The following is a 24212-nucleotide window of genomic DNA, read 5'->3' on the forward strand; positions in this document are numbered from 1 at the left end:
GTCTCGGCAACCGCCCCCGGGATCGGTACTCCCTCGTGTGGGTGACCCGCCGCACGCTCGCACCAGGCGCGACGACCCACAGCCGGAGCGTCAGGGCGGCGCGCGTGTCGGGCTCAGCGGCGGCGACCCGCCAGGGCGTCCAGCGCCGGACGGTCCAGCCCGGTGGCCGACTCCACCTCGGCGACGTCGAGGGCCCCACAGTCCAGGCCGCGGAGCACCACGGTGGCCAGCGCGCGTGCGGTGGCCGGCTCGTCGAGCACCCCGCCCTCCACCCGGCTGACGTACCCGGCGAGCCGCACCGCGGCGGCCGGCAGTGCGGCGCGGAAGAACGCGTAGGTGGCGACGTAGCGGGTGACGAGCTGCGCCGGGTGCAGGTCCCAGCCCTGGTGGAAGCCGCGTTCCAGCGCCCGCCGGACGAGCCCGGCGTGCAGCTGCCAGGCGGCGTGCACCTCCGCGGTGGTGCCGACGGGGAGCACGTTGGTCGAGCCGTCGACCGCGCACGCCCCGGTTCCGGCCACGGCCACCTGCATGGCCTGCTTGGCGGCGTCCGCGGCCGGGTGGTCGGAGGACTGGTGGGCCGCGGAGATGCCCAGGGAGGCGCTGTAGTCGTAGGTGCCGAAGTGCAGGCCGGTCACCCGGCCCCCGCCGGCGTGCAGCATCCGGGCCAGCGTCGTCGTGCCGTCGGCACCCAGCACCGCCTGCGGCGTCTCCACCTGCAGCTCCAGGTCCAGCGCCAGCCCGCTGGCCAGCTCCAGTGCGTCGAGCACCGGCAGGAACGCGGCGACCTGCTCGACCGCGGTCACCTTGGGCAGCGTGACGATCGCCCGGTCCCGGCCGGCCGCGGCCAGGCCGGTGAGGAACAGGTCCAGCGAGCGCACCCCGCGGCGGCGGGTCGGCCCTTCCAGCGACTTGGCCCGGATGCCGAGGGAGGGCGGCAGCCCCGTCTCGGCCGCGAGCACCGCAGCGGCCGTGGTGACGTCGCCGTCCTCCGCCTCGGGCGGGCCGCGGTAGCCGTCCTCGGCGTCGACCCGCAGGTCCTCGACCGGCTCGGTGGCCAGCTTCGCCCGCACCCGGGGCAGCACCTGCTCGACCAGGCCCACGTCCAGGCCGAGGTCGGGCAGGCCGTGCGCGTCCAGCGCGGCCAGCGCCGCGGCGCCCCAGTGCGCAGCCAACCCGGGGACGACGGCGTCGGCGGGCACGTAACAGGTGTGCACCGGCTGCCGCGCTGACGACTCGCCCGGATAGGCGGCGAGCCGCGCGGCGTCCACGGGCGCCAGTCGCCGATCGAGCTCGTCGTACAGCTCCGCAGGGATCATCGACTGGCATCCTGTCAGCCGTGCCCGACTCCCCGCTGGACAGATTCAACGCCGAACCGGCAGCGCGGGCCGAGGAGCTGCTGCGAGCCTGCAACGCAGCGCCGTCCTTCGCCAGCACCGTCGCCGCCGACCGCCCCTACGACTCGGCCGACGCCCTGGTCGCCCGCGCCGAGGAGGTCAGCCGCGCCCTCCCCTGGGCCGAGGTGAGCGCCGCGCTGGCCGCCCACGCGCGGATCGGCGACCGGATGCAGGGCCCCTCGGCGGAGGCGAGGACGTCGCGCGAGGAGCAGAGCGGGATGACCACCGCCGCGGACTCGGTCCGGGCCGCGATGGTCGAGGGCAACCGCGAGTACGAGGAGCGGTTCGACCAGGTGTTCCTGATCCGCGCAGCCGGTCGGTCGGCCGAGGAGATGCTCGTCGAGCTGCACCGCCGGCTGCGCAACGACCCGGAGACCGAGCGCGCCGAGGTCACCGAACAGCTGGCCCAGATCACCGGCCTGCGGGTCGCGGGGCTGCTCGCATGAGCGTCTCCACCCACGTGCTGGACGCCGTGGCCGGTCGCCCGGCGGCGGGGATGACGGTGCAGCTGCTGGACGACGCCGGCCAGGTCGCCGCCGGGGTCACCGACGCCGATGGCCGCTGCCGGCTCACCGAGGAGCCCACCGCCGCCGGGCCGCACCGGATCGTCTTCGGCACCGGCGAGTGGGCCGCCGGGCTGGGCCGGGAGACGTTCTGGCCGGAGGTGGTGCTGACCTTCACGGTCGCCGAGCCGGCCGAGCACCACCACGTGCCGTTGCTGCTCTCCCCGTTCGCCTACTCCACCTACCGGGGTTCGTGAACCTCCGGTTCCACGTGCAACATCCCCGCAACGCAGATGAGTGAAGGTGCGCGCATGGCGATCGTCCTCGGGCCCAACCAGTACGGGAAGGCGGAGGTGCGGGTCGTCGCGGTCGACCGCTCCACCGCGCGGCACTCCCTCGTCGACCTCGACGTCAGCACCGCCCTGCGCGGTGACTTCGCGGCCGCGCACACCGTCGGCGACAACGGCCACGTGCTGTCCACCGACGCGCAGAAGAACACCGTCTTCGCCTTCGCCCGCGACGGGATCAGCTCGCCCGAGGAGTTCGGCCTGCGGCTGGCCCGGCACCTGGCCGGCAGCTACGACTGGGTCACCGGGGCCCGGGTGGCGATCGAGTCCTACGGCTGGGACCGGATCACCGTGGGCGGGGCGCCGCACGACCACGCCTTCTCCCGCACCGGCGGCGACGTGCGCACCGCGGTGGTGACCGTGGACGGCGCGGACGTGCACGTGCTCGCCGGTCTCGGTGACCTCGTCGTCCTCAAGACCACCGGCTCGGAGTTCTGGGGCTTCCCCCGCGACCGCTACACCACCCTGCCGGAGACCACCGACCGGATCCTGGCCACCGCGGTCACCGCCCGCTGGCGGTACACCGGGCTCGACGTCGACTGGGACGCCAGCTACGACGCCGTCCGGACGACGCTGCTGGAGACCTTCGCCGCGACCCACTCCCTGGCGCTGCAGCAGTCGCTCTACGCGATGGGCGAGGCGGTGCTCGAGCAGCACGCCGACGTGGCCGAGGTGCGGATGTCCATGCCGAACAGGCACCACTTCTTGCAGGACCTCTCGGCGTTCGGGCTGGACAACGACCTCGAGGGCCCGGGCGCGGTGGTCTACCACGCCGCCGACCGGCCCTACGGGCTGATCGAGGGCACCGTGCTGCGGGACGACGTCCCGGCCGCGCCGGCCGCCTGGCTGGGCACCCCCGGCTTCTGCTGACCCTCCGCAGGTGTGGACGCACACCGCGCCTGGGTAGCAGGCCCTGGCGACACCCCCGGTCCAACCACGGCCGGCTCTGGGGTGCGCACTCCCGGAGAGGGAGGCATGGACCTCACGCAGGACTTCACTGCCCGCGTCACCGCCGCCGAGTCGGAGCTGCCCGGCCCGGAGCTGTTGCCCCTGCGGCTGGCCCGCGCCTGCGCTCAGGTGCTGCCGGTCGCCGGCGCCGGCCTCAGCGTCTACTTCTCCGCCGACCGGCGGTTGCCGCTGGGCGGCAGCGGCCAGGAGGCCGGCATCGCGGAGCGCCTGCAGTTCACCGTCGGTGAAGGCCCCTGCCTGACCGCACACGGCACCGGCAACCCGGTGCTCGCCGACGAGGACGAGCTGCACACCCGCTGGCCGGTGTTCCACGACGCGCTCGTCGCGCGCACCGCCTTCCGCGGTGTCATCGCCCTGCCGCTGCACGGCGGACTGCAGGGCATCGGCTCGCTGGACCTGTTCGTGCAGCCGCCCGGCTCCGTCCGGGACCTGAGCCTCGCCGACGCCCTGACGGTCACGACCGCACTCAGCAACAGCTTCGCCGCCGCGATGGACCAGGAGCCACGCAGCGAGTTCGGGCCAGCCTGGCTGGACGCGCCCGCCGCCGGCCGCCGGGCACTGGTCTGGCAGGCGGTCGGCTTCGTCAGCATCGGGTTGGAGCTGGACAGCACCGATGCGCTGGCCCTGCTGCGCGCCAGGGCCTACGGATCGGGCCGGGACCTCGACGAGGTGGCCGAGGCCGTGCTGGAGGACCGGCTCAGCCTGGCCGACCTGTCGGAGGCCGCCGAGACCGGGCACTGAGGCCGGTGCGGCCGGCACGTCCGGCCGCACCGGCAGGTCAGCGCTGGAAGGTGTCGACCGACCGCTGCAGACCCTCCGACATCCGCACCAGGTCACCGGTGGCCGTCTGCATCGCTGCCACGCCGCTGTGGGTCTCCTGTGCTGCCCGGGCGACCTCGGCGACCGTCTCGGCGATCGACCGCCCGCTCTGCGCGGCCTCACCGATGGCCCGGCTCATCTCGTTCGTGGTGGCCGTCTGCTCTTCGACCGCCGAGGCGATCGTCGTCTGGTAGTCGTTGATCTGGGCGATGACCGACGTGACCCCGCCGATGGCACCGACCGCGCTGTCGGTGTCGGCCTGGATGGCCTCCACCCGTCGGGCGATGTCCTCGGTGGCCTTCGCCGTCTCCTGGGCCAGCTCCTTGACCTCGTTGGCGACCACCGCGAAGCCCTTGCCGGCCTCCCCGGCACGCGCCGCCTCGATGGTGGCGTTCAGCGCCAACAGGTTCGTCTGCTCGGCGATCGAGGTGATCACCTTGACCACGTTGCCGATCTCCACCGAGGACTCACCCAGGCGGGCGACCGTCTGGTTGGCGCTCTCCGCCGCGGTCACCGCGCTCCCGGCGACCCGCGCGGCCTCGGCGGCGTTGTGCGCGATCTCCCGGATCGAGGCGCCCATCTCCTCCGCACCCGTGGCGACGGCGTCGATCGAACAGCTGACGTCCTTCGCCGCCGCGGTCACGGCGTCGGCCTGCCCGGTGGACCGCCCCGCCGCGCCGGCGATCGTCGCCCCCGTGGACGACAGCGACTTGGCGGCCCCGTCGAGCAGCCGGGAGGCCTCGGCCACCTCGTCGACCACGTCCGACACGCGGTCGAGCGTGGTGTTCAGCGCACCGGCGAGCTGGTCCAGCTCGTTGCGGCCGGCGCCGACGTCCAGCCGCTCGTGCAGCTCCCCGGCCGCGAGGACATCGGTCATCCGGCGCAGTGGCCGGGTGACGCTGCGGGACACCAGCAGCGAGATCAGGGCGATCACCAGCACCACCGGCGTGGCCCACAGTGCCAGGGAGAGCAGGTGGTCGAGGAAGGCGCCGTTCAGGTCGGTGACGTAGATGCCCGAGCCGACGACCCAGCCCCAGGGCTCGTAGCCCGCGACGAAGGAGATCTTCGCCTGCGGCTCCTCCTCGTCCGGCTTGGGCCACATGTACTCGACGAAACCGCTGCCGTCGCGCTCGACGACCTGCACCATCTCCACGAACAGCGCCTTGCCGGTCGGGTCGGTGTTGCCGGTGAGGTCCGTGCCGTCCATCTCGGGCTTGATGGGGTGCATGACCATCGTCGGGTTCATGTCGTTGATCCAGAAGTACTCGGTACCGGAGTACCGGAGCCCGCTGAGCGCGCTCCTCGCCTGGGCCTGCGCCTGCTCCCGGGTCAGCGCACCGGTGGCCTCCTGCTCGCCGTAGAAGGCGACGACGCCGAGCACCGCCTCGACCGCGGACTGCGCCTTGTTGCGCTGCTCGGCCTCGATGGTCTGGCGCACCTGGAGGGCCCCGATGACGGCGATGGTGCCCATGCCGACCACGGCCGCCAGCACCAGCGCCAGGAGTCGGGTGCTGATCCGGATCCGGCGCAACCCCCCGCCGGTGAGGACGTCCCGCAGTCGTGTGCCCATGCCGTGCTCCCGTCGTCGACGGCGTGGATGCCGTAACGGGGTTGTCGACCGGACGGCACAGAAGTGCAGCCGAGACGGTTAGCACAATCCGATCGCAACACTCCGACGACAGGCCGCGCACGCCCGTCTTGTGCATCACAAGTTGACCCGGCCAACCGGCAGGTCACCGCTGCCCGCACCTGCCACGATCGGGATGTGAGCGACGAGCGGGAGACCCTGACCTACGAGGACTTCGGCCGGGCGGCCCGGGAGCTGGCCCAGCAGGTCGCCGACAGCGGGTTCGAACCGGACCTGATCCTGTCCATCGCCCGCGGCGGGCTCTTCCTCGGCGGCGCACTCGGCTACGCGCTGGACGTGAAGAACCTCTTCGTGATGAACGTCGAGTTCTACACCGGCGTCGACGAGCGGCTGGAGCTGCCGGTGGTGCTGCCGCCGACGCTCGACGTCGTCGACCTGACCGGCACGAAGGTGCTGATCGCCGACGACGTCGCCGACACCGGCAAGACCCTGGAACTGGTCAAGGAGTTCTGCGCCGGCCACGTCACCGAGGTGCGCACCGCCGTGGTCTACGAGAAGCCGCGGTCACTGGTGCGGTGTGACTACACCTGGAAGCACACCGACGCCTGGATCGACTTCCCCTGGTCGACCCTCCCGCCGGTGGTCTCCCGCGGCGGTGCCGGCCACTGAGGGAGGACCCGGCCTAGCGGCGGGTGGATGCCGTGACGGTGAACGTGGGGTCGCGGGTCACCTGGCGGGTCGGTCCGACGATGCGGCGCAGCGCGTCGCGGTGCGGCAGGTGGCTGTTGTAGACGCACCACAGCTCGCCGCCCGGCCGCAGCACCCGGGCCGCCGCGTCGAACAGTCGTTCCGCCGCGGCGGCGTGCACGGCGACGCCCAGGTGGAACGGCGGGTTGCAGACGACGAGGTCGACGCTCCCGTCCGGGACGCCGGCGGCAGCGTCGGCGCGGGTGACCGTCACCCGCTCGGCCAGCCCGTTGGCGGCGACCGTCGCTGAAGCCGATGCGCAGGCCGCCGCCGACTGGTCCGACGCGAGGACCGACAGCCCCGGTCGGGCCGCGGCGAGCCCCGCGGCCAGCACGCCGGTGCCGCAGCCGAGGTCCAGCGCCGTCGCGGCGTCCGGCACGGCGCCGGGGAGCGAGCGGAGCAACGCCCGGGTGCCGCGGTCGACCTTCGCGCCGGCGAAGGCCGCGCCGTGGGCGCACACGGTCATCCCGAGGTCGGGGTGCTCCCGGCAGACGGGGAAGGACGACGTCCCCGGCTTTGGCCCCCGGGCGACCAGCAGCCGGGACTTCTGCCGGCCACGGGTCGCGTGCACGTCGCTGAAGCTCTCGGCCAGGACGTCGTTCATCGCGTGGGTCATGTGCTTGACCCGCCCGCCGACCAGGAAGGTGACGTCGGGGTCGGCGCCGGCGGCGACCACCTCGGCGAGCTCGCGCAGCGCGTCGAGCCCCTTGGGCGCCTGCGCCAGCACCACCCGGGCCCCGCGCACCAGCTCGGCCCCCAGGGGCAGCGACCGGTAGGTGCCGGCGTACCCGGTGCGCTCGGCGTTGCCGGCCAGGGCCAGCTCACCGACCAGCAGGTCCTGGTGCACCCGGACGCCCGTCGCCCCGTGCAGCGCCACCGCGCCCAGGGTGAGCGCGCCGTGCGAGTCGTCGAGCACGACCACGCCGTCCGGGTGCTGCCCGATCAGCTCGGCCGCCTCGTCGAGCAGCAGGCGGTCGGTCGCGTCGACGGCGACCAGTTCGGGCGCGTCGACGTCGGGCTCGCGGCGGAGCTGGGCGAACAGTTCGTCGGGGGCCACGTCCCCACTGTGCCGGGCGGCCCGCGTGAGCCCGACACCGGCCCGTGCACCTGATCGGGTGATCTCGCTTCGGAGAGGCGGCCACGATGCCGATGGGGGTACTGCCGATCGTGGCTCCACGGGCGGCGGGAGACACGCTCACGGGAGACCTCATGCCCCGCACCACGCGCCTGCCGGGCGCCCAGTGGTTCGCCGACCGGCCGGTACGGATCAAGATCCTCGCGTCCACGGCCGCCGCCGGCGTCGTCGCGTCGGTGATCGGCGGCCTCGGCCTGACCGCGCTCGCCGACTCGGCGGCGAACAGTGAGGCGATCTACGCCGACAACGTCCTGAGCATCGAGGAGATCGGCCTGATGATCGACGACGTCGAGCAGATCCGGCTGGCGATCAGCACCGCGACCGCCATCGACACCCACGCCCCACAGCTGTCCGACGTGCACACGCTGATCGCCGACTACGAGCACCAGGTGAGCGCCTACGCCGCGACCCACCAGACCGGGCGGGAGCACGACCTGCTCGTCGAGGCGACGGACGACCTGGCCCAGATCGACACGCTGACCAGCGCCGTCCTGGTGCCCGCCGCCGCAGCAGGCGGTGGGACGACCGCAGTGCCGCCCGGGGCCGAGCAGGTCGACCCGCTGCTCACCGAGGTGATCGCAGACCTCGACGAGCTGCGTGCCATCGACACCCGCGAGGCGGCGGCCGCGGCGGCCAACGCCCGGGAGTCCTACGAGCACCACCGGACCATCGCCCTCGTGGTGCTGGCAGTGGGGCTGGCGGTCGCCGTGGGCATCGGTCTGCTGGTGGCCTCGGTCATCACCCGGGGCATCCGCTCGGTGCAGCACGTGGCCGAGGGGCTGGCCCAGGGTGACCTGACCCGCAGCACCGGGCTGACCAGCAAGGACGAGCTCGGCCGGATGAGCGCCGCGCTGGACCAGGCGACCGGCACGATGCGTGGCGTGATGGCCGAGGTCGGCTCGTCCGCGGACGCGGTCGCCGCCGCCGCGGAGGAGCTGTCCGCCTCCGCGGCGCAGATCGCCTCCTCGGCCGAGGAGACCAGCACCCAGTCCCAGGTGGTGAGTGCGGCCGCCGAGGAGGTGTCCCGCAGCGTCAGCACCGTCTCGGCGGGCGCGGAGGAGATGGGCGCATCGATCCGGGAGATCTCGCTGAGCGCCAACGCAGCGGCCGGCGTCGCCGCCCAGGCGGTGGCCCAGGCCCGGGCGGCGACCACGACCGTCACCGCCCTCGGCGAGTCCAGCCGGGAGGTCACCGCGGTGGTCAAGCTGATCACCTCGATCGCCGAGCAGACGAACATGCTCGCCCTCAACGCCACCATCGAGGCCGCCCGGGCCGGTGAGGCCGGCAAGGGCTTCGCCGTCGTGGCCGGTGAGGTCAAGGAGCTGGCCGAGCAGACCGCCCGGGCCACCGAGGAGATCGTCCGTCGGGTCGAGGCCATCCAGGCCGACTCCTCGGGGGCGGTCACCGCCATCGACGGGATCAGCGGCGTCATCGAGCAGATCAGCGACCACCAGGCGACGATCGCCAGCGCGGTCGAGGAGCAGACAGCGACCACCGCGGAGATGGCCCGGTCGGTGACCGAGGCGGCCGGCGGCTCGAACGAGATCGCCGCGAACATCACCGGCGTCTCCCAGGCCGCGGACTCCACGACCCAGGCGCTGACCCAGACGACGACGGCGGTCGCCGAGCTCTCCCGGATGGCGACCGGCCTGCGCGGGGCGGTGGGCCGCTTCACCTGGTGAGCCCCGGGCCGGACGGGCCGAGGTCAGGAACTCCCGTCGGCGCGGGACCGCGGTGCGTGCGTCGCCCTGCGCCGGCGCCACAGGGCGCCTGCGACGTCGACCAGGGTGCTGAGCACGGTGGCGAGGGCGAACGCCTGGACCGCTTGAGGGGCCAGGTCCCGGGTGTCCGCGGCGAGCAGGACCACGAGGTACACCGCCCAGACCGGGGCCAGCAGCAGCCAGCGACGTCGGTCCGTCAGGCCGGAACGCCGCTTGACGAGCTCCGCGTAGCCGTAGCCCAGGCAGACACCGACGATCGTGACGAGCAGGTACACGCCTGGTCCCTCCTCCTGTCGACGGGGCGCAGCCTCGCGACCGGGCTACCGGGGAGTGGCCGCGATCAGGTCGACGGTCACCTGGGCCAACTGCGGGCCGACGTCTTCCTGGAGGAAGTGGCCGCCGCCGGCCAGCGTGGTGTGCGGCAGGCCCTGCGCCCCGGGCACCAGCTTCTGGAACACCGCGTCGCCGCCGCCGGTGATCGGGTCGCGGTCGGAGAAGGCGGTGAGGAACGGCTTCTCCCAGGTGCGCAGCACCGCCCAGGCCGCCCGGTTGGCCTCGGCCGCCGGGTCGTCGGGGCTGGTGGGCACCAGCGAGGGGAAGACCCGGGCGCCGGCCTTGTACCGGCCGTCGGGGAACGGGGCGTCGTAGGCGGCGACCACCTCGGGCGCCATCTCCGTCGCCGTCCCGTTGGAGACGATCCGGCCGACCTGCATGTCCGTCATGCCGGCCGCGGCCCGCTGCCAGGCCAGGAACGCCTCGCTCATCGGGTGGTCACCGGTGGGCAGGCCGGTGTTGGCGACGACGACCCGGACGAACCGGTCGGGGTGCTCGGCCACGAGGCGCAGGCCGAGCAGCCCACCCCAGTCCTGGCAGACCAGGGTCAGGTCGGTGAGCCCCAGCTCCTCCAGCAGCGCCTGCCGCAGCCACGCCACGTGCCGGGCGTAGCTGTAGTCGGTCAGCTCGGTGGGCTTGTCCGACCTGCCGAAGCCGACCAGGTCCGGGACGACGACGCGCAGCCCGGCCGCGGTCAGCACCGGGATCATCCGGCGGTAGAGGAACGACCAGGACGGCTCGCCGTGCATGAGCAGCACCGTCTCGCCGTCGTCCGGGCCCTCGACGAGGACGGCCACCCGCAGCCGGCCGCCGTCCCCGTCGTCCACCTCGACGTACCGGGGCTCGAAGGGGAACTCCGGCAGGTCGGTGAACCGGTCCTCGGGTGTGCGCAGCGCGTCCATCACAGGCCTCCTCGACTGGTGGGACGGCCCCCTGCAGGGGCCCGCCGCGAGCTTGCGAGCGGTGGGGGGCAGGGGGTGTTTCTTCAGACGCCGGGGAGGCCGACCGGGCAGCTCACGCCGGTGGAGTTCACCGGGCAGTAGCCGCCGGGCACCTTGTAGAGGTACTGCTGGTGGTAGCCCTCGGCGTAGAAGAAGTCGCCCAGCGGGGCGATCTCGGTGGTGATGTCGCCGTAGCCGGCCGCGGTCAACCGCTCCTGGAACAGGTCGCGGCTCACCTTGGCGGCCGCCTCCTGCTCCGGGCCCTGGGTGTAGACGGCCGAGCGGTACTGGGTGCCGATGTCGTTGCCCTGCCGCATGCCCTGGGTCGGGTCGTGCTCCTCCCAGAACTCCTTGAGCAGGCGGTCGTAGGAGAGGACGGCCGGGTCGAACACGACCAGCACCGCCTCGGTGTGGCCGGTGCGGGCCGAGCACACCTCCTCGTACGTCGGGTTGGGGGTGTGGCCGCCGGCGTAGCCCGCGGCGGTCGAGTACACGCCCGGGGTCTCCCAGAAGACCTTCTCCACCCCCCAGAAGCAGCCGGCGCCGAAGACGGCGGTCTGCAGGCCCTCGGGGAAGGGCGGCTGGATGCGGTTGCCGTTGACCGCGTGCACCTCGGGGATGCCGGGCAGCGGCTCGGTACGGCCGGTCAGGGCGTCCGCCGCGGTGACCGGCTGGGTCTTGGCGCGGGAGAAGAACATGCCTCGACTGTAGGTCCGTCCTGCAAGGCGTCCCGCCCTGCGCCAAGGTGGCGGGGGCGCAAGGCAGCGCCACCGACGTGGAGGAGACCGCAGACACATGGGGACAGACGAGCTGTCGGGCCGGGTGGCCCTGGTGACCGGTGCGGCCAGCGGCCTGGGCCGGGCGGTCGCCGTCGCCCTGGCCGAGGCCGGGGCGACGGTCGCGCTGGGCGACGTCGACACCGAGGGCGCGGAGAAGACGCGTGCCCAGATCGGCCGGGACGCCGAGGTGGTGGCGCTCGACGTCACCGACGACGACGCCCGCCGCCGGGTGGTCGCCGACCTGTTCGCCCGGTACGGCGACGCCTTCGACCTGCTGGTGAACGTGGCGGGCATCGACCGGCCCGGCTACATCACCGACATCGACCTCGCCGACTACCGGATGGTCCAGGCGGTGAACTGCGAGGGCCCGGTCTTCCTGACCAGCGAGTTCCTCAAGACCGTGCAGCACCGCCCGGCGGACACCGTCGCCGACGTGGTGCACGTGACGTCGCTGTCGGCGGTGACCTCCGGCAGCGGCGCGATCGCCTACAACAGCTCGAAGGCCGCCTTCCGCAGTGCCACCCGGTGCATCCAGCGGGAGCTGCGGGAGAAGGGGACGGTCAGCGCGGACGGCACCGAGGTGCCCTTCCCGGCGCGGGTGCACAGCATCGTGCCGGCCGCGATGGACACCCCGATGATGGAGCGCTGGGGCATCCCGGCGCACCGGATGATGCCGCCGTCCGACGTGGCCCGGATGGTGCTGACCATGGTCACCATGCCGGACACCAGCTTCGTGCCCGAGGTCTTCGTGATCCCCCGCAACGAGCCGGACTTCCCGCGATGAGCATCTCCACCCGCGAGTGGCAGCTGGTCCGGCGTCCGCACGGCGAGCCGGTGGCCGAGGACTTCCGTCTCGTGACGATGGAGCGGCCGGACCCCGCGGACGGCGAGGTCGTGGTGCAGACCATCGCGATGTCGGTCGACCCGTACATGCGCGGCCGGATGAGCGCCGCGAAGTCCTACGCCGCCAGTTGGGAGCTGGGCGAGACGATGCAGGGCGGGACGGTCGGCCAGGTGGTCGCCTCCCGCTCGGACGCCGTCCCCGAGGGCGCGCTCGTGCTGCACGGCCAGGGCTGGCGGGACGTCGCCGTCGTCCCGGCGAAGCACGTCTCCGTCGTCGAGCCGCTGCCCGGCCTGCCGTTGTCGCTGTACCTGGGCGTGCTCGGCATGCCGGGGCTCACCGCGTACGCGGGGCTGTTCCGGCTGGCCGACTTCCGCGAGGGGGACGCCGTCTTCGTCTCCGGCGCGGCCGGGGCGGTGGGCAGCCTGGTCGGCCAGTTCGCCCGGCTGCGCGGGGCGTCGCGGGTCGTGGGCAGCGCCGGGACGCCGGAGAAGGTGCGCTGGCTGCAGGAGGAGCTGGGCTTCTCCGCGGCGTTCGACTACCACGACGGCAAGGTCGCCGACCTGCTCGGCGCGGCCGCACCCGACGGGATCGACGTCTTCTTCGACAACGTGGGCGGGGAGCACCTGGAGGCGGCGATCGGCGGCTTCCGGACCTACGGGCGGGCCGCGCTGTGCGGGTCGATCTCCGGCTACAACGCGACCACCGCGCCCCCGGGGCCGCGGAACCTGGGGTTCGTCGTCGGCAAGCAGCTGACGCTGCGCGGGTTCATCGTGGGCGACCACGCCGACCTGCGGCCGGAGTTCGTCGGTGCGGTGTCGGGGTGGCTGCAGGACGGCTCGCTCGTCGCCCGGGAGACGGTGGTCGACGGGCTGGACTCCGCCGTCGACGCGTTCCGGGCACTGCTGAGCGGTGGCAACACCGGGAAGATGGTCGTCCGGCTGGCGCCCGACCCCTCCTGACCCCGCGGGTGATCACCACAGGCTGAGGGCTGTCTCCGCTCCACCGAGACCACCCTCAGCCCGTGGTGATCATGCGGGGCCCGCGGCCGCCGGTTGGCGACCGCAGGATCAGGGCAGAGTGCTGATCATGTGGCTCTTCCTCACCCGCCGTTTCCGCATGTGGGTCATCCTCACCGTCCTCGCGCCGCTGGCCACCAATGTGCTGCGCAAGCTGGGCCAGGCCCTGCAGAAGCGCAACGGCCCCTCGGCGATCAGCAACGGCCTGCTCAAGGCCGGCGACCTCGGCGAGAGGGCGCGTGTGAAGCTGGGCGGCAAGCGCCGCCGTTGACCGCCCCCACCCCGAGGACGACGTGACCGCATCACCCACCCCCGACGCCGACCGCCCCGACCCCCGCTCCCCCGAGCTGGAACAGCGGTCGGCGGTCGGGGAGACCCGGGGCATCGCCCTGTTCTGTCACGGCGGAACCCCCGCCAGCGTCGAGCCACCGAAGACCCGGGCGCTCTCGCTGGTGCGGATGCGGGCCTTCGAGCAGTACGTGCACGCCACCACCGCCGACCAGGGCATCGCCACCGCCGTGCTCCGGTACCGGGTCGCCGGCTGGAACGGGGAGGCGGCCGACGCCTACCAGGACGTCCGCTGGGCGATCGAGCAGCTGCGCGAGCAGCACGGCACCGACGTCCCGATCGTGCTGGTCGGGCACTCGATGGGCGGCCGGGCCGCGCTCCGCGCGGGCGGGGAGCCGTCGGTGACCGCGGTCTGCGCCCTCGCCCCGTGGACCCCGCCCGGTGAGCCGGTCATGCACCTGGGCGGTCAGACGGTGGTGATCCTGCACGGCCGCGGCGACCGCTGGGTGCCCCCGCGGCTGTCCGCGGAGTTCGCCGTCCGGGCCCGGCGGGCGAAGGCCCGGGTCGCCCGCTTCACCATCGTGGGTGGGCACGGCATGGTCCGCCGGTCCCAGCGCTGGCACCGCTTCGCGCGGGACGTCGTCCTGGCCGGGACCGGACTGGCGCCGATGCCCGAGGCGATCGCCGAGGCGCTGGCCCAGCCGAGCCCCGAGGGCCTCGCCGTCCCGCTCTGACCGGAGCCACCCGGCACTCGGCCTGGACGAGGGCGGGGTGTTCGGAGAGGGTGCCTGCGTGGATCGTTCCTACGTCACCTACAGCGCCCGGAGCCGACACCGCCAGGGCCGCTTCCTGCGCACCGCACGGCTGAACGCCGTCGGGTTCGGCGCCCTCGGTGGGGTGTGCCTGGTCGCAGCGGCCCTCTGCGCGCCGGCGCTGCGGAGGACGGGCTGGCCACTGCTCTTCCGGGCTGCGCCCGGACCGGTCGTCGTGGTGACGGGCCTGGTCGTCCTCGACCGACGGAAGTGGGCCGGGATGGTCACGAGCTCCTCGTTCACCGATGACCCCGCGGAGATGCGGGCGGTGGCCGACCGGCTGGGGGCCCTCGGCCTGCCGGTGAGCCTCGAGGAGCGTCCTCCGGGGACGCCTGCCCTGCGCTACGCCCACCGGCACGCCCGGCAGGTGCACGCTGCGTTGGCGGACATGGGGGTCCCCGCGCCCGTTCCCTGACCCCGACGACGGACCGCCGGGCCCTCGTTCGGGCGGTCTCCTCGGCCGTCCGCCGCGGTGGAGTTCCAACCAGCGCGACCGGTCTTCTGCTGACTGGAGTAGTAGCGGAGAGCGACTGGCGGAATGGGTGGGCGACTCCTACACCGCGCGGCCTCGCTCGACGAGCTCCTCACCCGGCAGGGCCGAGCCGATCTAGGCGAACGATGCGACGGGAAGGCCGAGGGCGCCGTCGTCGGGGACCACGCCGAGTCCGGGACCGGTCGGCACCTGGATGCGGCCGCCCTCGACCCGGACCGGGTGCGCCGAGTCGTAGTGGCGGTCCACGAAGGGTTCGGCGATCCAGACGCCCTCGAGCAGGCGGGGGTGCACGGTCGCGGCGACGTGGACGCAGGCCGCCGCGATGATGTCCCCGCCCCAGGAGTCGTCGCAGGTGTGGGGCAGCGAGCGTGCCTCGCAGACGTCGCGGACGGTGGCCATGGCTCCGAGGCCGCCCAGGCGGGTGACCTTGAGGCCGAACCCGTCGCACACCCCGAGCGAGATCGCCCGCAGCACCTCGCCGAGGTCCTCGGTGCTCTCGTCCAGGTAGACCGGGTGGTCCAGCTGGGGCCGGATCGCGGCGATCTCCTCCATGGTGTTGCAGGGCTGCTCGAACACGAACGGGATGTCGGCGCACTCCCGGTCGATCCGCAGGACGTCGCGCGTGAGCAGCGCCCGGTTGGCGTCGACGACGAGCCGTGTGCAGCCGGTCGCCTCCCACACCTTCCGGATCGCCTCGATGTCGACCTCGACCGGCCGTCCACCGACCTTCATCTGGAGGCGGGGGTAGCCCTCGGCGACCTTCTCCGCCGCGACGCGGGCGGTCTCGTCGGGGTCGTCGAGCGTCAGCGACCAGTACGAGTCGACCTGATCGGTCATCGCGCCGCCGAGCATGTCGCACACCCTCAGGCCGTGGGCCTTGCCGAGCAGGTCGTACACCGCGATGTCGATCGCGGCCTTCGCGTAGTTGTGGCCGTGGAGCAGGCCGTGCAGCGCGCGCTGGACCGCCGCGGGCCCGGTCACGGTCCGGCCGATCAACCCCGGGGCCATCTGGGTCAGGGCCGCGCGGGCGCCGAGGGCGTGGGCTGGGGCGTGGGTCGGGCCGATGGGGCACGTCTCGCCCCATCCGGAGAGCCCGGTGTCCGACACGATCTGCACGACCGTCGAGTCCAGGGCGGTGTGGGCGCCCTCGGACATCCGGTAGACGGTGCCGTTCAACGGCAGGTCGACCTGGTAGAGGTGGATCTCGGCGATCCGCATGGCGCTCCTCCCGATCCGCGTGTCGCCTCGGGCAGCGCCCAGTACGACATCTGAGCCTGCGCAGCCGTGAGGAAGATCGTACGGAGGCCCACGTGCCCGACCGCGACGTCGTCGCCCGCTCGGGCTGTCGACCATGAGGTGTCCGTGCAGGCCGGCCGATCAGTGCAACGGCCCAGAACCCGCGTCCGAGATCAACGACCCGAGACCCCGGCCGTCTACCGCTCGCGGGTCGCCCACTCGATGGAGCAGGTCAGAACGCGGTCGGCTCCGCGAGCAGATCGCTGACCAGCTCGAGCGTCAACTCGGGAAAGCGTTCAGCCACCGACTCCGACATCAACCGCTCCCCCTCGGGTTCGTCGAACCCGCAGCGCTCCCGGGTGGCCGCGTCGGGCCAGCGGGCATAGGCGACCCACGTGCCGTCGGCCGCACGGTGCAAGCGGGACCCGTAGCTGCCGCAACCGGCGTGGATCGCGCGGGTCACCCGTTCCCAGCCGTCACGGAACTGCTCCTCGCTGCCTGGCCGCAGCCGCCACCGATAGACCACCGCGTACACGTGTCCTCCTCGTCCGGCGACGCGCTGCGCGTCGTCCGGGACGACCCTCACACCTCAAGGGCACTCGAGATCAACCCTCGGATCAGGCGACGACGGCGCGGAAGGACTCGATCGTGCGCTCGAGGCCCTCGCGCAGCTCCACCGTCGGCGCCCAGCCCAGCTGCTCGCGGGCCCGGGTGATGTCCGGCTGTCGCCGGGTCGGGTCGTCGACCGGCAGCGGCCGGCGGTCCAGCCCCGAGGCGGAGCCGGTGAGCTCCACGACCAGGTCGGCGAGCTCCCGGATGGTGAACTCGCCGGGATTGCCCAGGTTGATCGGCCCGGTCACCTCGCGCGGGCTCTCCATCATCGTCACCAGGCCGTCGATGATGTCGTCGACGTAGCAGAACGACCGGGTCTGCGCCCCGTCCCCGTAGACGGTCAGCGGCTCGCCGTTCAGCGCGGCGACCACGAAGTTGGAGACCACCCGGCCGTCCTGCGGGTGCATCCGGGGGCCGTAGGTGTTGAACAGCCGGACGACCTTGATCTCCAGCTCGTGCTGCCGCCAGTAGTCGAAGAACAGCGTCTCCGCCGCCCGCTTCCCCTCGTCGTAGCAGGCCCGCGGGCCGATCGGGTTGACCCGGCCCCAGTAGTCCTCGGTCTGCGGGTGCACCTCGGGGTCGCCGTAGACCTCCGACGTCGAGGTGAGCAGGATCCGCGCCCCGGTCCGCTTCGCCAGGCCCAGCGCGTTGATCGAACCGTGCACCGCCGTCTTGGTGGTCTGCACCGGGTCGCGCTGGTAGTGGATCGGCGAGGCGGGGCAGGCCAGGTGGTAGATCTCGTCGACCTCCACGTACAGCGGGAAGGTGACGTCGTGCCGCATCAGCTCGAAGCGCGGGTGCCCGAGCAGGTGGGCGATGTTGGCCTTCGTCGACGAGTAGAAGTTGTCCACGCACAGCACGTCGTGCCCGAGGTCGACCAGCCGGTCGCACAGGTGCGAGCCGATGAAGCCGGCACCCCCGGTGACCATGACCCGCTTGCTCTGCGGCACGTCGTGCCCTCCTGTCGTCCTGCTGCGCACCCGGTCGAGTGGCCCCGCGGGATGCTCCCACGTCGGCCGCCGCCCGCTCCGCGGCGCAGGGAGCGGACGGCGACCGGAGCGGGTCAGGAGAACAGCGCGCTGTAGCCGTTGAGCGCCGGCTGGCCGCCGAGGTGGGCGTAGAGCACGGTCGACGACCGGTCGATCTCGCCCCGGCCGACGAGGTCGATCGTGGCGGCCATCGACTTCCCCTCGTACACCGGGTCGGTGACCATGCCCTCGGTGCGCGCGGCCAGCTCCATCGCCCGGATCGTCGTCTCGTCCGGGATCCCGTAGATGCCGGCGTGGTACCGCTCGTCCAGCTCCACGTCGTCCAGGGTCAGCTCGCGCTGCAGCCCGATCGCCGACGCCGTCCGCTGGGCGATGCGCAGCACCTGGTCCCGGGTCTCCGCGGGCTTCGCCGAGGCGTCCACGCCGAGCACCCGGCGCGGCCGGGCACCCTGCTCCTCCAGCTGCGCGAAGCCGGCGACCATGCCGGCCTGGGTCGAGCCGGTGACCGAGCAGACGACGACGGTGTCGAAGAAGACCCCGAGCTCCGCCTCCTGCTGCGCCACCTCGTGCGCCCAGTTGGCGAAGCCCAGCCCACCGAGCGGGTGGTCCGACGCGCCGGCCGGGATCGGGTACGGCTTGCCCCCGCGCGCCTCGATCTCCCGGAGCGCCGACTCCCAGCTCTCCTTGAACCCGATGCCGAAACCGGCCTTGACCAGCCGGACGTCGGCGCCGGCCAGCCGGGAGATCAGGATGTTGCCGACCTTGTCGTAGACGGCGTCCGGCCAGTCGACCCAGCTCTCCTGCACGAGCACGCACTTCAGGCCGAGGTGGGCGGCGACCGCGGCGACCTGGCGGGTGTGGTTGCTCTGCACGCCGCCGATCGACACGAGCGTGTCGCAGCCCTGGGCCAGCGCGTCGGCGACCAGGTACTCCAGCTTGCGGGTCTTGTTGCCACCGAAGGCGATGCCGGAGTTCACGTCCTCCCGCTTGGCCCACACCGCCGCGCCGCCCAGGTGCGCGGTCAGCCGGTCGAGCCGGTGCACCGGCGAGGGGCCGAAGAGCAGGGAGTGGCGGGGGAAGTCAGACAGACTGGGCATCGGGGGTCTCCTCCAGTTCGGACAGCAGCGCCGTCCAGATCTCGGTGGTGGTGGCGGACGCGGCGTCGACGTCCCCGGCTGCGCACGCGGCGATCAGCCGGTCGTGCAGGCCGACGGACTCGCGGCCGTGCGCGGCGGCGAACCGCTGCCGCTCCAGCCGGCGGATCGCCGGGGTGAAGCGGTCGATCGTGGCCCGGACGGCGCCGTTGCCGCAGCGGTCGAGCAGGACGTCGTGCAGCTCGTCGTCGGCGGTCAGCGCCCCGCCGGCGTCCCCGCGGTCGACGGCAGCAGCGAACCGCTGGTTGGCCGCCCGCATCACCGCCACGTCGTCGGCGGTCACCAGCGGCACCGCCTCACGGACGGCCAGCTCGTGCATCGCCCGGACGACGACGGCGGCGTCCCGGACCTGCCGGAGCACCAACGGGGTGACCCGGGTGTGGCTCTGCGGCTTGGCCTCGACCAGGCCCTCGTCGGCCAGCCGGGACAGCGCTGCCCGGACCGGGGCGACGGAGAGCCCCAGACTGCCGGCCAGCTCGACGTCCTTGATCACCGCGCCGGGCGCGAGGTCGCCGACCACGATCGCGGTGCGGATGCGGTCGGCCGCCTGGTCGCGGAGCAGCACTCGCGTCACCGGCCGCAGTTCCATGACTGACATCTGACATGTCAGTTGCCGTCCGCGTCAAGGGCGGGATCGCTGCGGTGGTCGGCAGTCGGGTGCCTGTCGGCCTGGCCCCACCCCCGCCAGCATCGTGATTCTTGGACTGGACGACCCCGCCCGCTGACGCCGCTGCCCACTTCGCCCGCCGGCTCGCCGTGGAGACCGACGTCTCCGACGTCTGAAAGGACCCTCCTGCCCCCCACCACTCGCAAGCTCGCGGCGGGCCCCTGCAGGAGGGCCGAGGACCAGGGGCATGTGCCGGGGGCGGTCCGCCTGTCGGGGCGGGAGATCGCCGGCCGAGCTCGACCCCGGCGTCCCGGTGGTCACCTACTGCTGGGGTCCGGGCTGCAACGGTGCGACCCGCGCGGCCCTGGCGCTGGCCCGACTCGGCCACCCGGTGCGGGAGATGATCGGCGGGTTCGAGTACTGGGCCCGGGAGGGCCTGCCGGTGGAGACGGCGACCGGGACCACCCGCCCGGCGGTCGACCCGCTCACCGCCCCGGCAGGGGTCAGCTGCGGCTGCTGAGCCTCAGTGCCGACCCGCACACGACTGCACGGGGAGGCTCTCGCGGGCCCAGGTGGTCAGCTGCTCGAGCACCGGCGTCAGGGACCGGCCCGCGTCGGTCAGCTGGTAGCTCACCGCCACCGGCGGCCCGTCGTCGACGGTGCGCTGGACCAGCCCCGCCGCGGCCAGCTCGGTCAGCCGGTCGGAGAGCACGGAGTCGCTGATCCCGCCCACGGCCCGACGGAGCCCGGTGAACGTCGCCGGCCCGCCGGCGAGCACGCCGATGATCAGCCCGTTCCACCGCTTGCCGAGGAAGCCGAACGCGCGTGCCAGCGCGTCGTCGCACGCCTCCGGCGTGTGCACCAGGTCCTCGGCCACCCGGTCATCGTAGGACCGCCACCCCTCGTGCTCCTGCGACCGAAGTGCTAGCTTTCCAGAAGTGCTAGCAATCAGCTAGCTACTAGCTCTGAGGGAGTACTTGCCATGTCGCTGTTCCGTCTGGACGCCAGCATCCGGGTCGAGGGGTCGGCCAGCCGCGAGGTCGCCGACATCGTCGAGCGCGAGTGGCGGGCCGGGAACCCCGACGCCCCGGTCACCCGCCGGCACGTCGGCACCGAGCCGCTGCCGGCCGACGCGTGGGGTGCAGCCGTCGCCGGCTCCTACCTCCCGGCCGAGCAGCGGACGCCGGAGCAGGCCGGCGCGCTGGCCCTCGCGGCGACGCTGACCGACGAGCTCGTCGACGCGGAGGCCCTGCTCTTCGCCGTCCCGCTGTACAACTTCGGCGTCTCCCAGCACGTCAAGACCTGGGTCGACCTGGTGATCACCGACCCGCGGATGGGCCCGCGGGCCGAGCCACCGCTGGCCGGCAAGCCCGCCGTGCTGGCGGTGGTGCGCGGCGGCAACTACAGCGCGGGCACCCCCCGCGAGGGCTGGGACCACGCCACCTCCTGGCTGCGGCGCATCCTGGCCGACGTCTGGCAGCTGGACCTCCGGGTGGTCGAGCGGGACTTCACCCTGGTCGGGGTCAACCCGGCGCTGGACTCCTTCACCGAGCTGGCCGCCGAGCTCAAGGCCACCGCCGAGCGGGAGGCCGCCGAGCACGGCCGGCTGCTCAGCAGCACCCGCGTCGCCGCCTGAGGCGCCCCCCTGGCTCAGTGCAGCGCCGGGGGCGGGTCGTCGGAGAGCCGGGACCAGAGCAGCTCGTCGTGCTTGACACCGTCCCCGTAGCGGTAGGACCGGCGCAGCCTGCCCTCGCGGGTGAACCCGGCCTTGGCCGCCACTCGGCCGGAGGCCGCGTTCTCCACCGCGTGGTAGAGCTCCACCCGGTCGATGCCCGCGGCGAAGGCCCAGCGGCAGACCGCATCCGCCGCGCGTGCCGCCACGCCTCGCCCCCGGGCGGCCGATGCGACCCAGTAGCCCAGCTGAGCATCGCCCTGCACGCGGTCGACCGAGTGCAGGGACACCGACCCGAGCAGCGTCCCGACGGCGTCGGTCACCGCCCAGGACGCCCGGTCGCCGCCGCTCCAGTCGGCCAGCCGGGCGACCATCTCGCGCACCTCGTCCGGGGAGCCGAAGCCGCGGGCGTTCCACTGCCGCAGCGCGGGGTCGGCGGCGAGCGCCCAGACCGCCGCCTGGTCCTCGCTCCGCCACGGCCGCAGCACCAGCTCGTCGACACCCAGGGTGCAGGGCTGCGGGTCGCTCACCCCTGCCCCAGCTCGACGGTCATCGCCACCTCGTAGCGGTCACCGCGGTAGGTCGACAGCGCGTGCTCGACCGGCCGGCCGGCGCTGTAGGAGACCCGGTCGAACACCAGCACCGGGCGGGACGGCGGCAGCCCCAGCAGGACGGCGGACTCCCGGTCGGCCTCCGCCGCCCGCACGGTCTGCTCGGCGCGCTCGATCGTGCAGCCGTACCGCTCGGCGAACAGCGTGTAGAGCGAGCCGGTGAGGTCGGCCTCGTCCAGGTCGGGCGCCACCGCGACCGGGTACCAGGCGTCGTCCACCGACATCGACTGGTCGTCGGCCAGCCGCAGCCGGCGTACGTGCCAGGCCCGCTCCCCCACGGCCAGCTCCAACGCGGCCCGGGTCGCCGGCGGCGGCACGGCCCGGGCGACCGCCAGGACGACGGTGCTCGGCCGCAGCCCGAGCCGGCGCATGTCGGAGTGGAAGGAGGCCAGGTGCAGCCGGGACCGCGCGGGCCGCTCGGCCACGAAGGTGCCCTTGCCCCGCACCCGCACCAGCACGCCCTCGCTGACCAGCTGGCCGATCGCCTCGCGCACGGTGATCCGGCTGACCCCGTGCTCGACGCACAGCTGGCGCTCGCCGGGCAGCGGGGCGCCCGCCGGGAGCCGGGTGGCCAGCTCGGTCAGCCGGCCGCGCAGCTGCTCGTGCTTGGGCACCACCCCGTCGACGATCAGCGCGGTCACCACCGCTGGTCGGTCAGCTTGTGGCTCAGCACGTAGCGGTAGTAGTCGGCCCGGTCCAGCTGGGCACCGGCCGCCTCGTCGACGACGAGGGTGACGTGCCGGTGCAGCTGGAGCACCGACGCCGGGCAGGACGCCGTCAGTGGCCCCTCCACCGCAGCGGCGATCGCGGCCGCCTTCGCCTCCCCGGTCGCCACCAGCACCAGGTGCTCGGCGCTGAGGATCGTGCCCAGCCCTTGGGTGATCACGTGCCGGGGCACCGCGGCGACGTCGTCGCCGAAGAACCGCGCGTTGTCGATCCGGGTCTGCTCGGTGAGCGTCTTGACCCGGGTGCGGCTGGCCAGCGACGAGCCGGGCTCGTTGAACCCCAGGTGCCCGTTGGCGCCGATCCCCAGCACCTGCACCGCCACCGGCCCGGCGGCCAGCAGCTTCGCCTCGTAGTCCAGGGCGGCCTGCAGCGGGTCGGCCGCCGCGCCGTCCGGGCCGTGCACCACCGCCGGGTCGAGGCCGAACTCGTCGGTCAGCTCCCGGCGGATCACCTCGCGGTAGCTCTCCGGGTGGCCGGCGGGCAGGCCCACGTACTCGTCGAGCAGGAAGGCCTGCACCCCGTCGAAGGACAGCCCCTCCTCCCGGTGCCGGCGCAGCAGCTCGCGGTAGGCCAGCAGTGGCGAGGACCCGGTGGCCAGGCCCAGCACCACCGGCCCGCCCCGGCCCAGCGCGGCCAGCACCGACCCGGCGACGGCGTCGGCGACGACCCGCCCGCAGTCCTCGGGGGTGGGCAGCAGGACGACCTCCACGGTCAGCTCTCCTCTCGGTGCACCCACGCACCGGCCCGCAGGACGGCGGTGGGGCTCAGGTCCAGGTCGGTGACGAGCACGTCGGCCCGCCGGCCCGGGGCCAGCTCGCCCACATCCTCGCGGCCCAGCAACCGGGCCGGGGTGGCGGTCGCCGAACGGACGGCGTCGGCCAGTGGAACTCCCGCAGCCACGGTCGCCCGGACGACGTCCACCAGGCGGGCGGTGCCGCCGGCGATGGCGGCCGACGCCCCGGTGAGCCGGGCGACACCGTCGCGCACCTCGACCGGCAGCGAGCCGAGGCGGTAGCTGCCGTCGGCCATCCCGGCCGCGGCCATCGCGTCGGTGACCAGCGCGATCGCACCCGGACCGACCAGGTCGAACACGGTCGCCACCGTCTCCGGCGCCAGGTGCACCCCGTCGCCGATCAGCTCGACCACCAGCTCGCCGCGCGCCGCGGCGGCCAGGCAGGCGGCGACCGGGCCGGGCGCCCGGGAGAGCAGCGGCGGCATGCCGTTGAACAGGTGGGTCGCCGAGAGCGGACCGCCGGGGGCCGCCGACCGGATCGCGGCGGTGACCTCGGCGGCGGCGGCGTCGGTGTGCCCGAAGCTGGGCACCGCGCCGTGCGCGCGCAGCAGGTCGACCAGCTCGGCCCGGTGCGCGGTCTCCGGGGCCAGCGTCATCGACACGACCGCCCCCCGCCCGGCGGCCAGCAGCTCGGCCAGCAGCGCGGGGTCGCCGGGGACCAGCGCGGCCGGGTCCTGGGCGCCGCAGCGGGCGGCGGAGAGGAACGGCCCCTCCAGGTGCACCCCGGCCAGCTCACCGGCCTCGACCAGCGGAGCCAGCACGGCCAGCCGCTCGCGCAGCACCGCCGCCGGGGCGGAGACCAGGCTGGCCACCAGGGTCGTCGTCCCATGCGCCCGGTGGTGGGCGGCCGCGGCGCGCACCCCGGCGGCGTCCGCGTCGGGGAAGCCGTGACCGGCGGCCCCGTGACAGTGCAGGTCGACCAGCCCGGGCAGCAGCAGCGTCCCCGGCGCGGGGGGCGGCAGCTCGCCGGTCCAGTCCGCGGCAGGCCCGGCGAACGCGACCCGGTCGCCGACCACGGCGAGCACACCGTCGTCGACGACCGAGCCGCCGGTGACCAGCCGGCCCCGAAGCACGGGGCCGGCC

29 protein-coding genes are annotated in these 24212 nt (G+C 73.8%); 13 read left to right on the forward strand and 16 right to left on the reverse strand.

The features are described from left to right. Positions 1-113: 113 nt before the first annotated feature. A complete protein-coding gene (locus O2W15_RS04975; protein WP_269178602.1) occupies positions 114-1316 on the reverse strand; it encodes a DUF6986 family protein in 1203 nt (400 codons plus the stop codon). A gap of 20 nt (positions 1317-1336) precedes the next feature. Here O2W15_RS04975 and uraD point away from each other — a divergent pair, with 20 nt between their 5' ends. From uraD to O2W15_RS04995, 4 genes are all read left to right on the forward strand, one after another. Then, positions 1337-1840, forward strand: a complete 504-nt coding sequence (gene uraD / locus O2W15_RS04980; RefSeq protein ID WP_269178603.1) for a 2-oxo-4-hydroxy-4-carboxy-5-ureidoimidazoline decarboxylase — start codon at positions 1337-1339, stop codon at positions 1838-1840. Beyond that, the gene (gene uraH, locus O2W15_RS04985; RefSeq protein ID WP_269157566.1) at positions 1837-2154 is read left to right on the forward strand and encodes a hydroxyisourate hydrolase; all 318 of its coding nucleotides are present in this window, start codon (positions 1837-1839) and stop codon (positions 2152-2154) included. Before uraD ends, uraH begins: the two co-directional genes overlap by 4 nt. Before the next feature lie 54 nt (positions 2155-2208). After that, a complete protein-coding gene (gene pucL, locus O2W15_RS04990; protein ID WP_269163992.1) occupies positions 2209-3114 on the forward strand; it encodes a factor-independent urate hydroxylase in 906 nt (301 codons plus the stop codon). Between the two features lie 105 nt (positions 3115-3219). Beyond that, entirely contained in the window at positions 3220-3954 is a 735-nt protein-coding gene (locus O2W15_RS04995; protein WP_269178604.1) for an ANTAR domain-containing protein, read from the forward strand. Between the two features lie 37 nt (positions 3955-3991). Here the strand turns inward: O2W15_RS04995 and O2W15_RS05000 are convergent, their stop codons facing one another. Further along, positions 3992-5602 carry a methyl-accepting chemotaxis protein gene (locus O2W15_RS05000; protein ID WP_269178605.1) on the reverse strand — a complete coding sequence of 537 codons (1611 nt, stop codon included), beginning with the start codon at positions 5600-5602 and terminating at the stop codon, positions 3992-3994. A gap of 195 nt (positions 5603-5797) precedes the next feature. Here O2W15_RS05000 and O2W15_RS05005 point away from each other — a divergent pair, with 195 nt between their 5' ends. Continuing rightward, positions 5798-6289 (forward strand): phosphoribosyltransferase, encoded by a 492-nt coding sequence (locus tag O2W15_RS05005; RefSeq protein WP_269163995.1) that lies wholly within the window; start codon positions 5798-5800, stop codon positions 6287-6289. Between the two features lie 13 nt (positions 6290-6302). Here the strand turns inward: O2W15_RS05005 and O2W15_RS05010 are convergent, their stop codons facing one another. After that, the gene (locus O2W15_RS05010; protein ID WP_269178606.1) at positions 6303-7424 is read right to left on the reverse strand and encodes a class I SAM-dependent methyltransferase; all 1122 of its coding nucleotides are present in this window, start codon (positions 7422-7424) and stop codon (positions 6303-6305) included. 152 nt (positions 7425-7576) lie between these two features. On the opposite strand from O2W15_RS05010, the gene O2W15_RS05015 reads away from it, so the two are divergent. Next, positions 7577-9184: a methyl-accepting chemotaxis protein gene (locus tag O2W15_RS05015; RefSeq protein ID WP_269178607.1), complete on the forward strand. Its 1608-nt coding sequence runs from the start codon at positions 7577-7579 to the stop codon at positions 9182-9184. A 23-nt stretch (positions 9185-9207) separates the two neighbouring features. On the opposite strand, the gene O2W15_RS05020 is transcribed toward O2W15_RS05015, so the two are convergent. The 3 genes from O2W15_RS05020 to msrA form a co-directional block, all read right to left on the reverse strand. Further along, a complete protein-coding gene (locus O2W15_RS05020) occupies positions 9208-9498 on the reverse strand; it encodes a hypothetical protein (RefSeq protein WP_269178608.1) in 291 nt (96 codons plus the stop codon). Between the two features lie 45 nt (positions 9499-9543). Then, positions 9544-10458 carry a haloalkane dehalogenase gene (locus O2W15_RS05025; RefSeq protein ID WP_269178609.1) on the reverse strand — a complete coding sequence of 305 codons (915 nt, stop codon included), beginning with the start codon at positions 10456-10458 and terminating at the stop codon, positions 9544-9546. Positions 10459-10541: 83 nt separating this feature from the next. Then, positions 10542-11195: a peptide-methionine (S)-S-oxide reductase MsrA gene (gene msrA / locus O2W15_RS05030; protein ID WP_269178610.1), complete on the reverse strand. Its 654-nt coding sequence runs from the start codon at positions 11193-11195 to the stop codon at positions 10542-10544. A gap of 97 nt (positions 11196-11292) precedes the next feature. Between msrA and O2W15_RS05035 the strand changes: the two genes are divergently transcribed. The 5 genes from O2W15_RS05035 to O2W15_RS05055 all read left to right on the forward strand — a co-directional run bounded on the left by O2W15_RS05035 (position 11293) and on the right by O2W15_RS05055 (position 14651). Beyond that, positions 11293-12060, forward strand: coding sequence for an SDR family NAD(P)-dependent oxidoreductase (locus O2W15_RS05035; protein ID WP_269178611.1), 768 nt, complete (start codon positions 11293-11295; stop codon positions 12058-12060). Continuing rightward, positions 12057-13079, forward strand: a complete 1023-nt coding sequence (locus O2W15_RS05040; protein WP_269178612.1) for an NADP-dependent oxidoreductase — start codon at positions 12057-12059, stop codon at positions 13077-13079. The genes O2W15_RS05035 and O2W15_RS05040 overlap by 4 nt, the downstream gene beginning before the upstream one ends. 127 nt (positions 13080-13206) lie before the next feature. Further along, positions 13207-13407 carry a hypothetical protein gene (locus O2W15_RS05045; protein ID WP_269178613.1) on the forward strand — a complete coding sequence of 67 codons (201 nt, stop codon included), beginning with the start codon at positions 13207-13209 and terminating at the stop codon, positions 13405-13407. 22 nt (positions 13408-13429) lie between these two features. Further along, the gene (locus O2W15_RS05050) at positions 13430-14158 is read left to right on the forward strand and encodes an alpha/beta hydrolase (RefSeq protein ID WP_269178614.1); all 729 of its coding nucleotides are present in this window, start codon (positions 13430-13432) and stop codon (positions 14156-14158) included. A gap of 58 nt (positions 14159-14216) precedes the next feature. Beyond that, entirely contained in the window at positions 14217-14651 is a 435-nt protein-coding gene (locus tag O2W15_RS05055) for a hypothetical protein (RefSeq protein ID WP_269178615.1), read from the forward strand. Positions 14652-14843: 192 nt separating this feature from the next. On the opposite strand, the gene O2W15_RS05060 is transcribed toward O2W15_RS05055, so the two are convergent. From O2W15_RS05060 to O2W15_RS05080, 5 genes are all read right to left on the reverse strand, one after another. Then, positions 14844-15947, reverse strand: coding sequence for a mandelate racemase/muconate lactonizing enzyme family protein (locus tag O2W15_RS05060; protein ID WP_269178616.1), 1104 nt, complete (start codon positions 15945-15947; stop codon positions 14844-14846). A 250-nt stretch (positions 15948-16197) separates the two neighbouring features. Further along, the gene (locus O2W15_RS05065; protein ID WP_269178617.1) at positions 16198-16500 is read right to left on the reverse strand and encodes a putative quinol monooxygenase; all 303 of its coding nucleotides are present in this window, start codon (positions 16498-16500) and stop codon (positions 16198-16200) included. An 82-nt stretch (positions 16501-16582) separates the two neighbouring features. Continuing rightward, complete coding sequence (locus O2W15_RS05070) at positions 16583-17527, reverse strand: UDP-glucuronic acid decarboxylase family protein (RefSeq protein WP_269164008.1); 945 nt, start codon at positions 17525-17527, stop codon at positions 16583-16585. Positions 17528-17640: 113 nt separating this feature from the next. Then, positions 17641-18663 (reverse strand): 1-aminocyclopropane-1-carboxylate deaminase, encoded by a 1023-nt coding sequence (locus O2W15_RS05075; RefSeq protein WP_269178618.1) that lies wholly within the window; start codon positions 18661-18663, stop codon positions 17641-17643. After that, on the reverse strand, positions 18647-19294 hold the full coding sequence (locus O2W15_RS05080; RefSeq protein WP_269178619.1) for a GntR family transcriptional regulator: 648 nt from the start codon (positions 19292-19294) through the stop codon (positions 18647-18649). The genes O2W15_RS05075 and O2W15_RS05080 overlap by 17 nt, the downstream gene beginning before the upstream one ends. A 280-nt stretch (positions 19295-19574) precedes the next feature. On the opposite strand from O2W15_RS05080, the gene O2W15_RS05085 reads away from it, so the two are divergent. After that, positions 19575-19847, forward strand: a complete 273-nt coding sequence (locus O2W15_RS05085) for a rhodanese-like domain-containing protein (RefSeq protein ID WP_269178620.1) — start codon at positions 19575-19577, stop codon at positions 19845-19847. Between the two features lie 3 nt (positions 19848-19850). Here the strand turns inward: O2W15_RS05085 and O2W15_RS05090 are convergent, their stop codons facing one another. Continuing rightward, a complete protein-coding gene (locus O2W15_RS05090) occupies positions 19851-20204 on the reverse strand; it encodes a winged helix-turn-helix transcriptional regulator (protein WP_269178621.1) in 354 nt (117 codons plus the stop codon). 105 nt (positions 20205-20309) lie between these two features. On the opposite strand from O2W15_RS05090, the gene O2W15_RS05095 reads away from it, so the two are divergent. After that, a complete protein-coding gene (locus O2W15_RS05095) occupies positions 20310-20963 on the forward strand; it encodes an FMN-dependent NADH-azoreductase (RefSeq protein ID WP_269178622.1) in 654 nt (217 codons plus the stop codon). 14 nt (positions 20964-20977) lie between these two features. Here the strand turns inward: O2W15_RS05095 and O2W15_RS05100 are convergent, their stop codons facing one another. From O2W15_RS05100 to O2W15_RS05115, 4 genes are read right to left on the reverse strand one after another with little or no spacing between them, the layout of a single operon-like run. After that, on the reverse strand, positions 20978-21529 hold the full coding sequence (locus tag O2W15_RS05100) for a GNAT family N-acetyltransferase (RefSeq protein ID WP_269178623.1): 552 nt from the start codon (positions 21527-21529) through the stop codon (positions 20978-20980). Next, positions 21526-22251 carry a GntR family transcriptional regulator gene (locus tag O2W15_RS05105; protein WP_269178624.1) on the reverse strand — a complete coding sequence of 242 codons (726 nt, stop codon included), beginning with the start codon at positions 22249-22251 and terminating at the stop codon, positions 21526-21528. Before O2W15_RS05105 ends, O2W15_RS05100 begins: the two co-directional genes overlap by 4 nt. Further along, a complete protein-coding gene (gene nagB, locus O2W15_RS05110) occupies positions 22248-23045 on the reverse strand; it encodes a glucosamine-6-phosphate deaminase (protein WP_269178625.1) in 798 nt (265 codons plus the stop codon). Before nagB ends, O2W15_RS05105 begins: the two co-directional genes overlap by 4 nt. A 2-nt stretch (positions 23046-23047) precedes the next feature. Continuing rightward, positions 23048-24202 (reverse strand): N-acetylglucosamine-6-phosphate deacetylase, encoded by a 1155-nt coding sequence (locus O2W15_RS05115; RefSeq protein WP_269178626.1) that lies wholly within the window; start codon positions 24200-24202, stop codon positions 23048-23050. Between the last annotated feature and the right edge of the window lie 10 nt (positions 24203-24212).

The organism is Modestobacter sp. VKM Ac-2979 (genome assembly GCF_026967995.1).
In the GTDB taxonomy this organism is placed as follows: domain Bacteria; phylum Actinomycetota; class Actinomycetes; order Mycobacteriales; family Geodermatophilaceae; genus Modestobacter.

What these genes read in the sequence shown, in the direction of transcription:
- O2W15_RS04975 (WP_269178602.1), bottom strand. Translation starts at nt 1,316, where the DNA reads ATGATCCCTGCGGAGCTGTACGACGAGCTCGATCGGCGACTGGCGCCC.
- uraH (WP_269157566.1), top strand. Translation starts at nt 1,837, where the DNA reads ATGAGCGTCTCCACCCACGTGCTGGACGCCGTGGCCGGTCGCCCGGCG.
- pucL (WP_269163992.1), top strand. Translation starts at nt 2,209, where the DNA reads ATGGCGATCGTCCTCGGGCCCAACCAGTACGGGAAGGCGGAGGTGCGG.
- O2W15_RS04995 (WP_269178604.1), top strand. Translation starts at nt 3,220, where the DNA reads ATGGACCTCACGCAGGACTTCACTGCCCGCGTCACCGCCGCCGAGTCG.
- O2W15_RS05000 (WP_269178605.1), bottom strand. Translation starts at nt 5,602, where the DNA reads ATGGGCACACGACTGCGGGACGTCCTCACCGGCGGGGGGTTGCGCCGG.
- O2W15_RS05015 (WP_269178607.1), top strand. Translation starts at nt 7,577, where the DNA reads ATGCCCCGCACCACGCGCCTGCCGGGCGCCCAGTGGTTCGCCGACCGG.
- O2W15_RS05025 (WP_269178609.1), bottom strand. Translation starts at nt 10,458, where the DNA reads ATGGACGCGCTGCGCACACCCGAGGACCGGTTCACCGACCTGCCGGAG.
- msrA (WP_269178610.1), bottom strand. Translation starts at nt 11,195, where the DNA reads ATGTTCTTCTCCCGCGCCAAGACCCAGCCGGTCACCGCGGCGGACGCC.
- O2W15_RS05035 (WP_269178611.1), top strand. Translation starts at nt 11,293, where the DNA reads ATGGGGACAGACGAGCTGTCGGGCCGGGTGGCCCTGGTGACCGGTGCG.
- O2W15_RS05040 (WP_269178612.1), top strand. Translation starts at nt 12,057, where the DNA reads ATGAGCATCTCCACCCGCGAGTGGCAGCTGGTCCGGCGTCCGCACGGC.
- O2W15_RS05045 (WP_269178613.1), top strand. Translation starts at nt 13,207, where the DNA reads ATGTGGCTCTTCCTCACCCGCCGTTTCCGCATGTGGGTCATCCTCACC.
- O2W15_RS05060 (WP_269178616.1), bottom strand. Translation starts at nt 15,947, where the DNA reads ATGCGGATCGCCGAGATCCACCTCTACCAGGTCGACCTGCCGTTGAAC.
- O2W15_RS05075 (WP_269178618.1), bottom strand. Translation starts at nt 18,663, where the DNA reads ATGCCCAGTCTGTCTGACTTCCCCCGCCACTCCCTGCTCTTCGGCCCC.
- O2W15_RS05085 (WP_269178620.1), top strand. Translation starts at nt 19,575, where the DNA reads ATGTGCCGGGGGCGGTCCGCCTGTCGGGGCGGGAGATCGCCGGCCGAG.
- O2W15_RS05095 (WP_269178622.1), top strand. Translation starts at nt 20,310, where the DNA reads ATGTCGCTGTTCCGTCTGGACGCCAGCATCCGGGTCGAGGGGTCGGCC.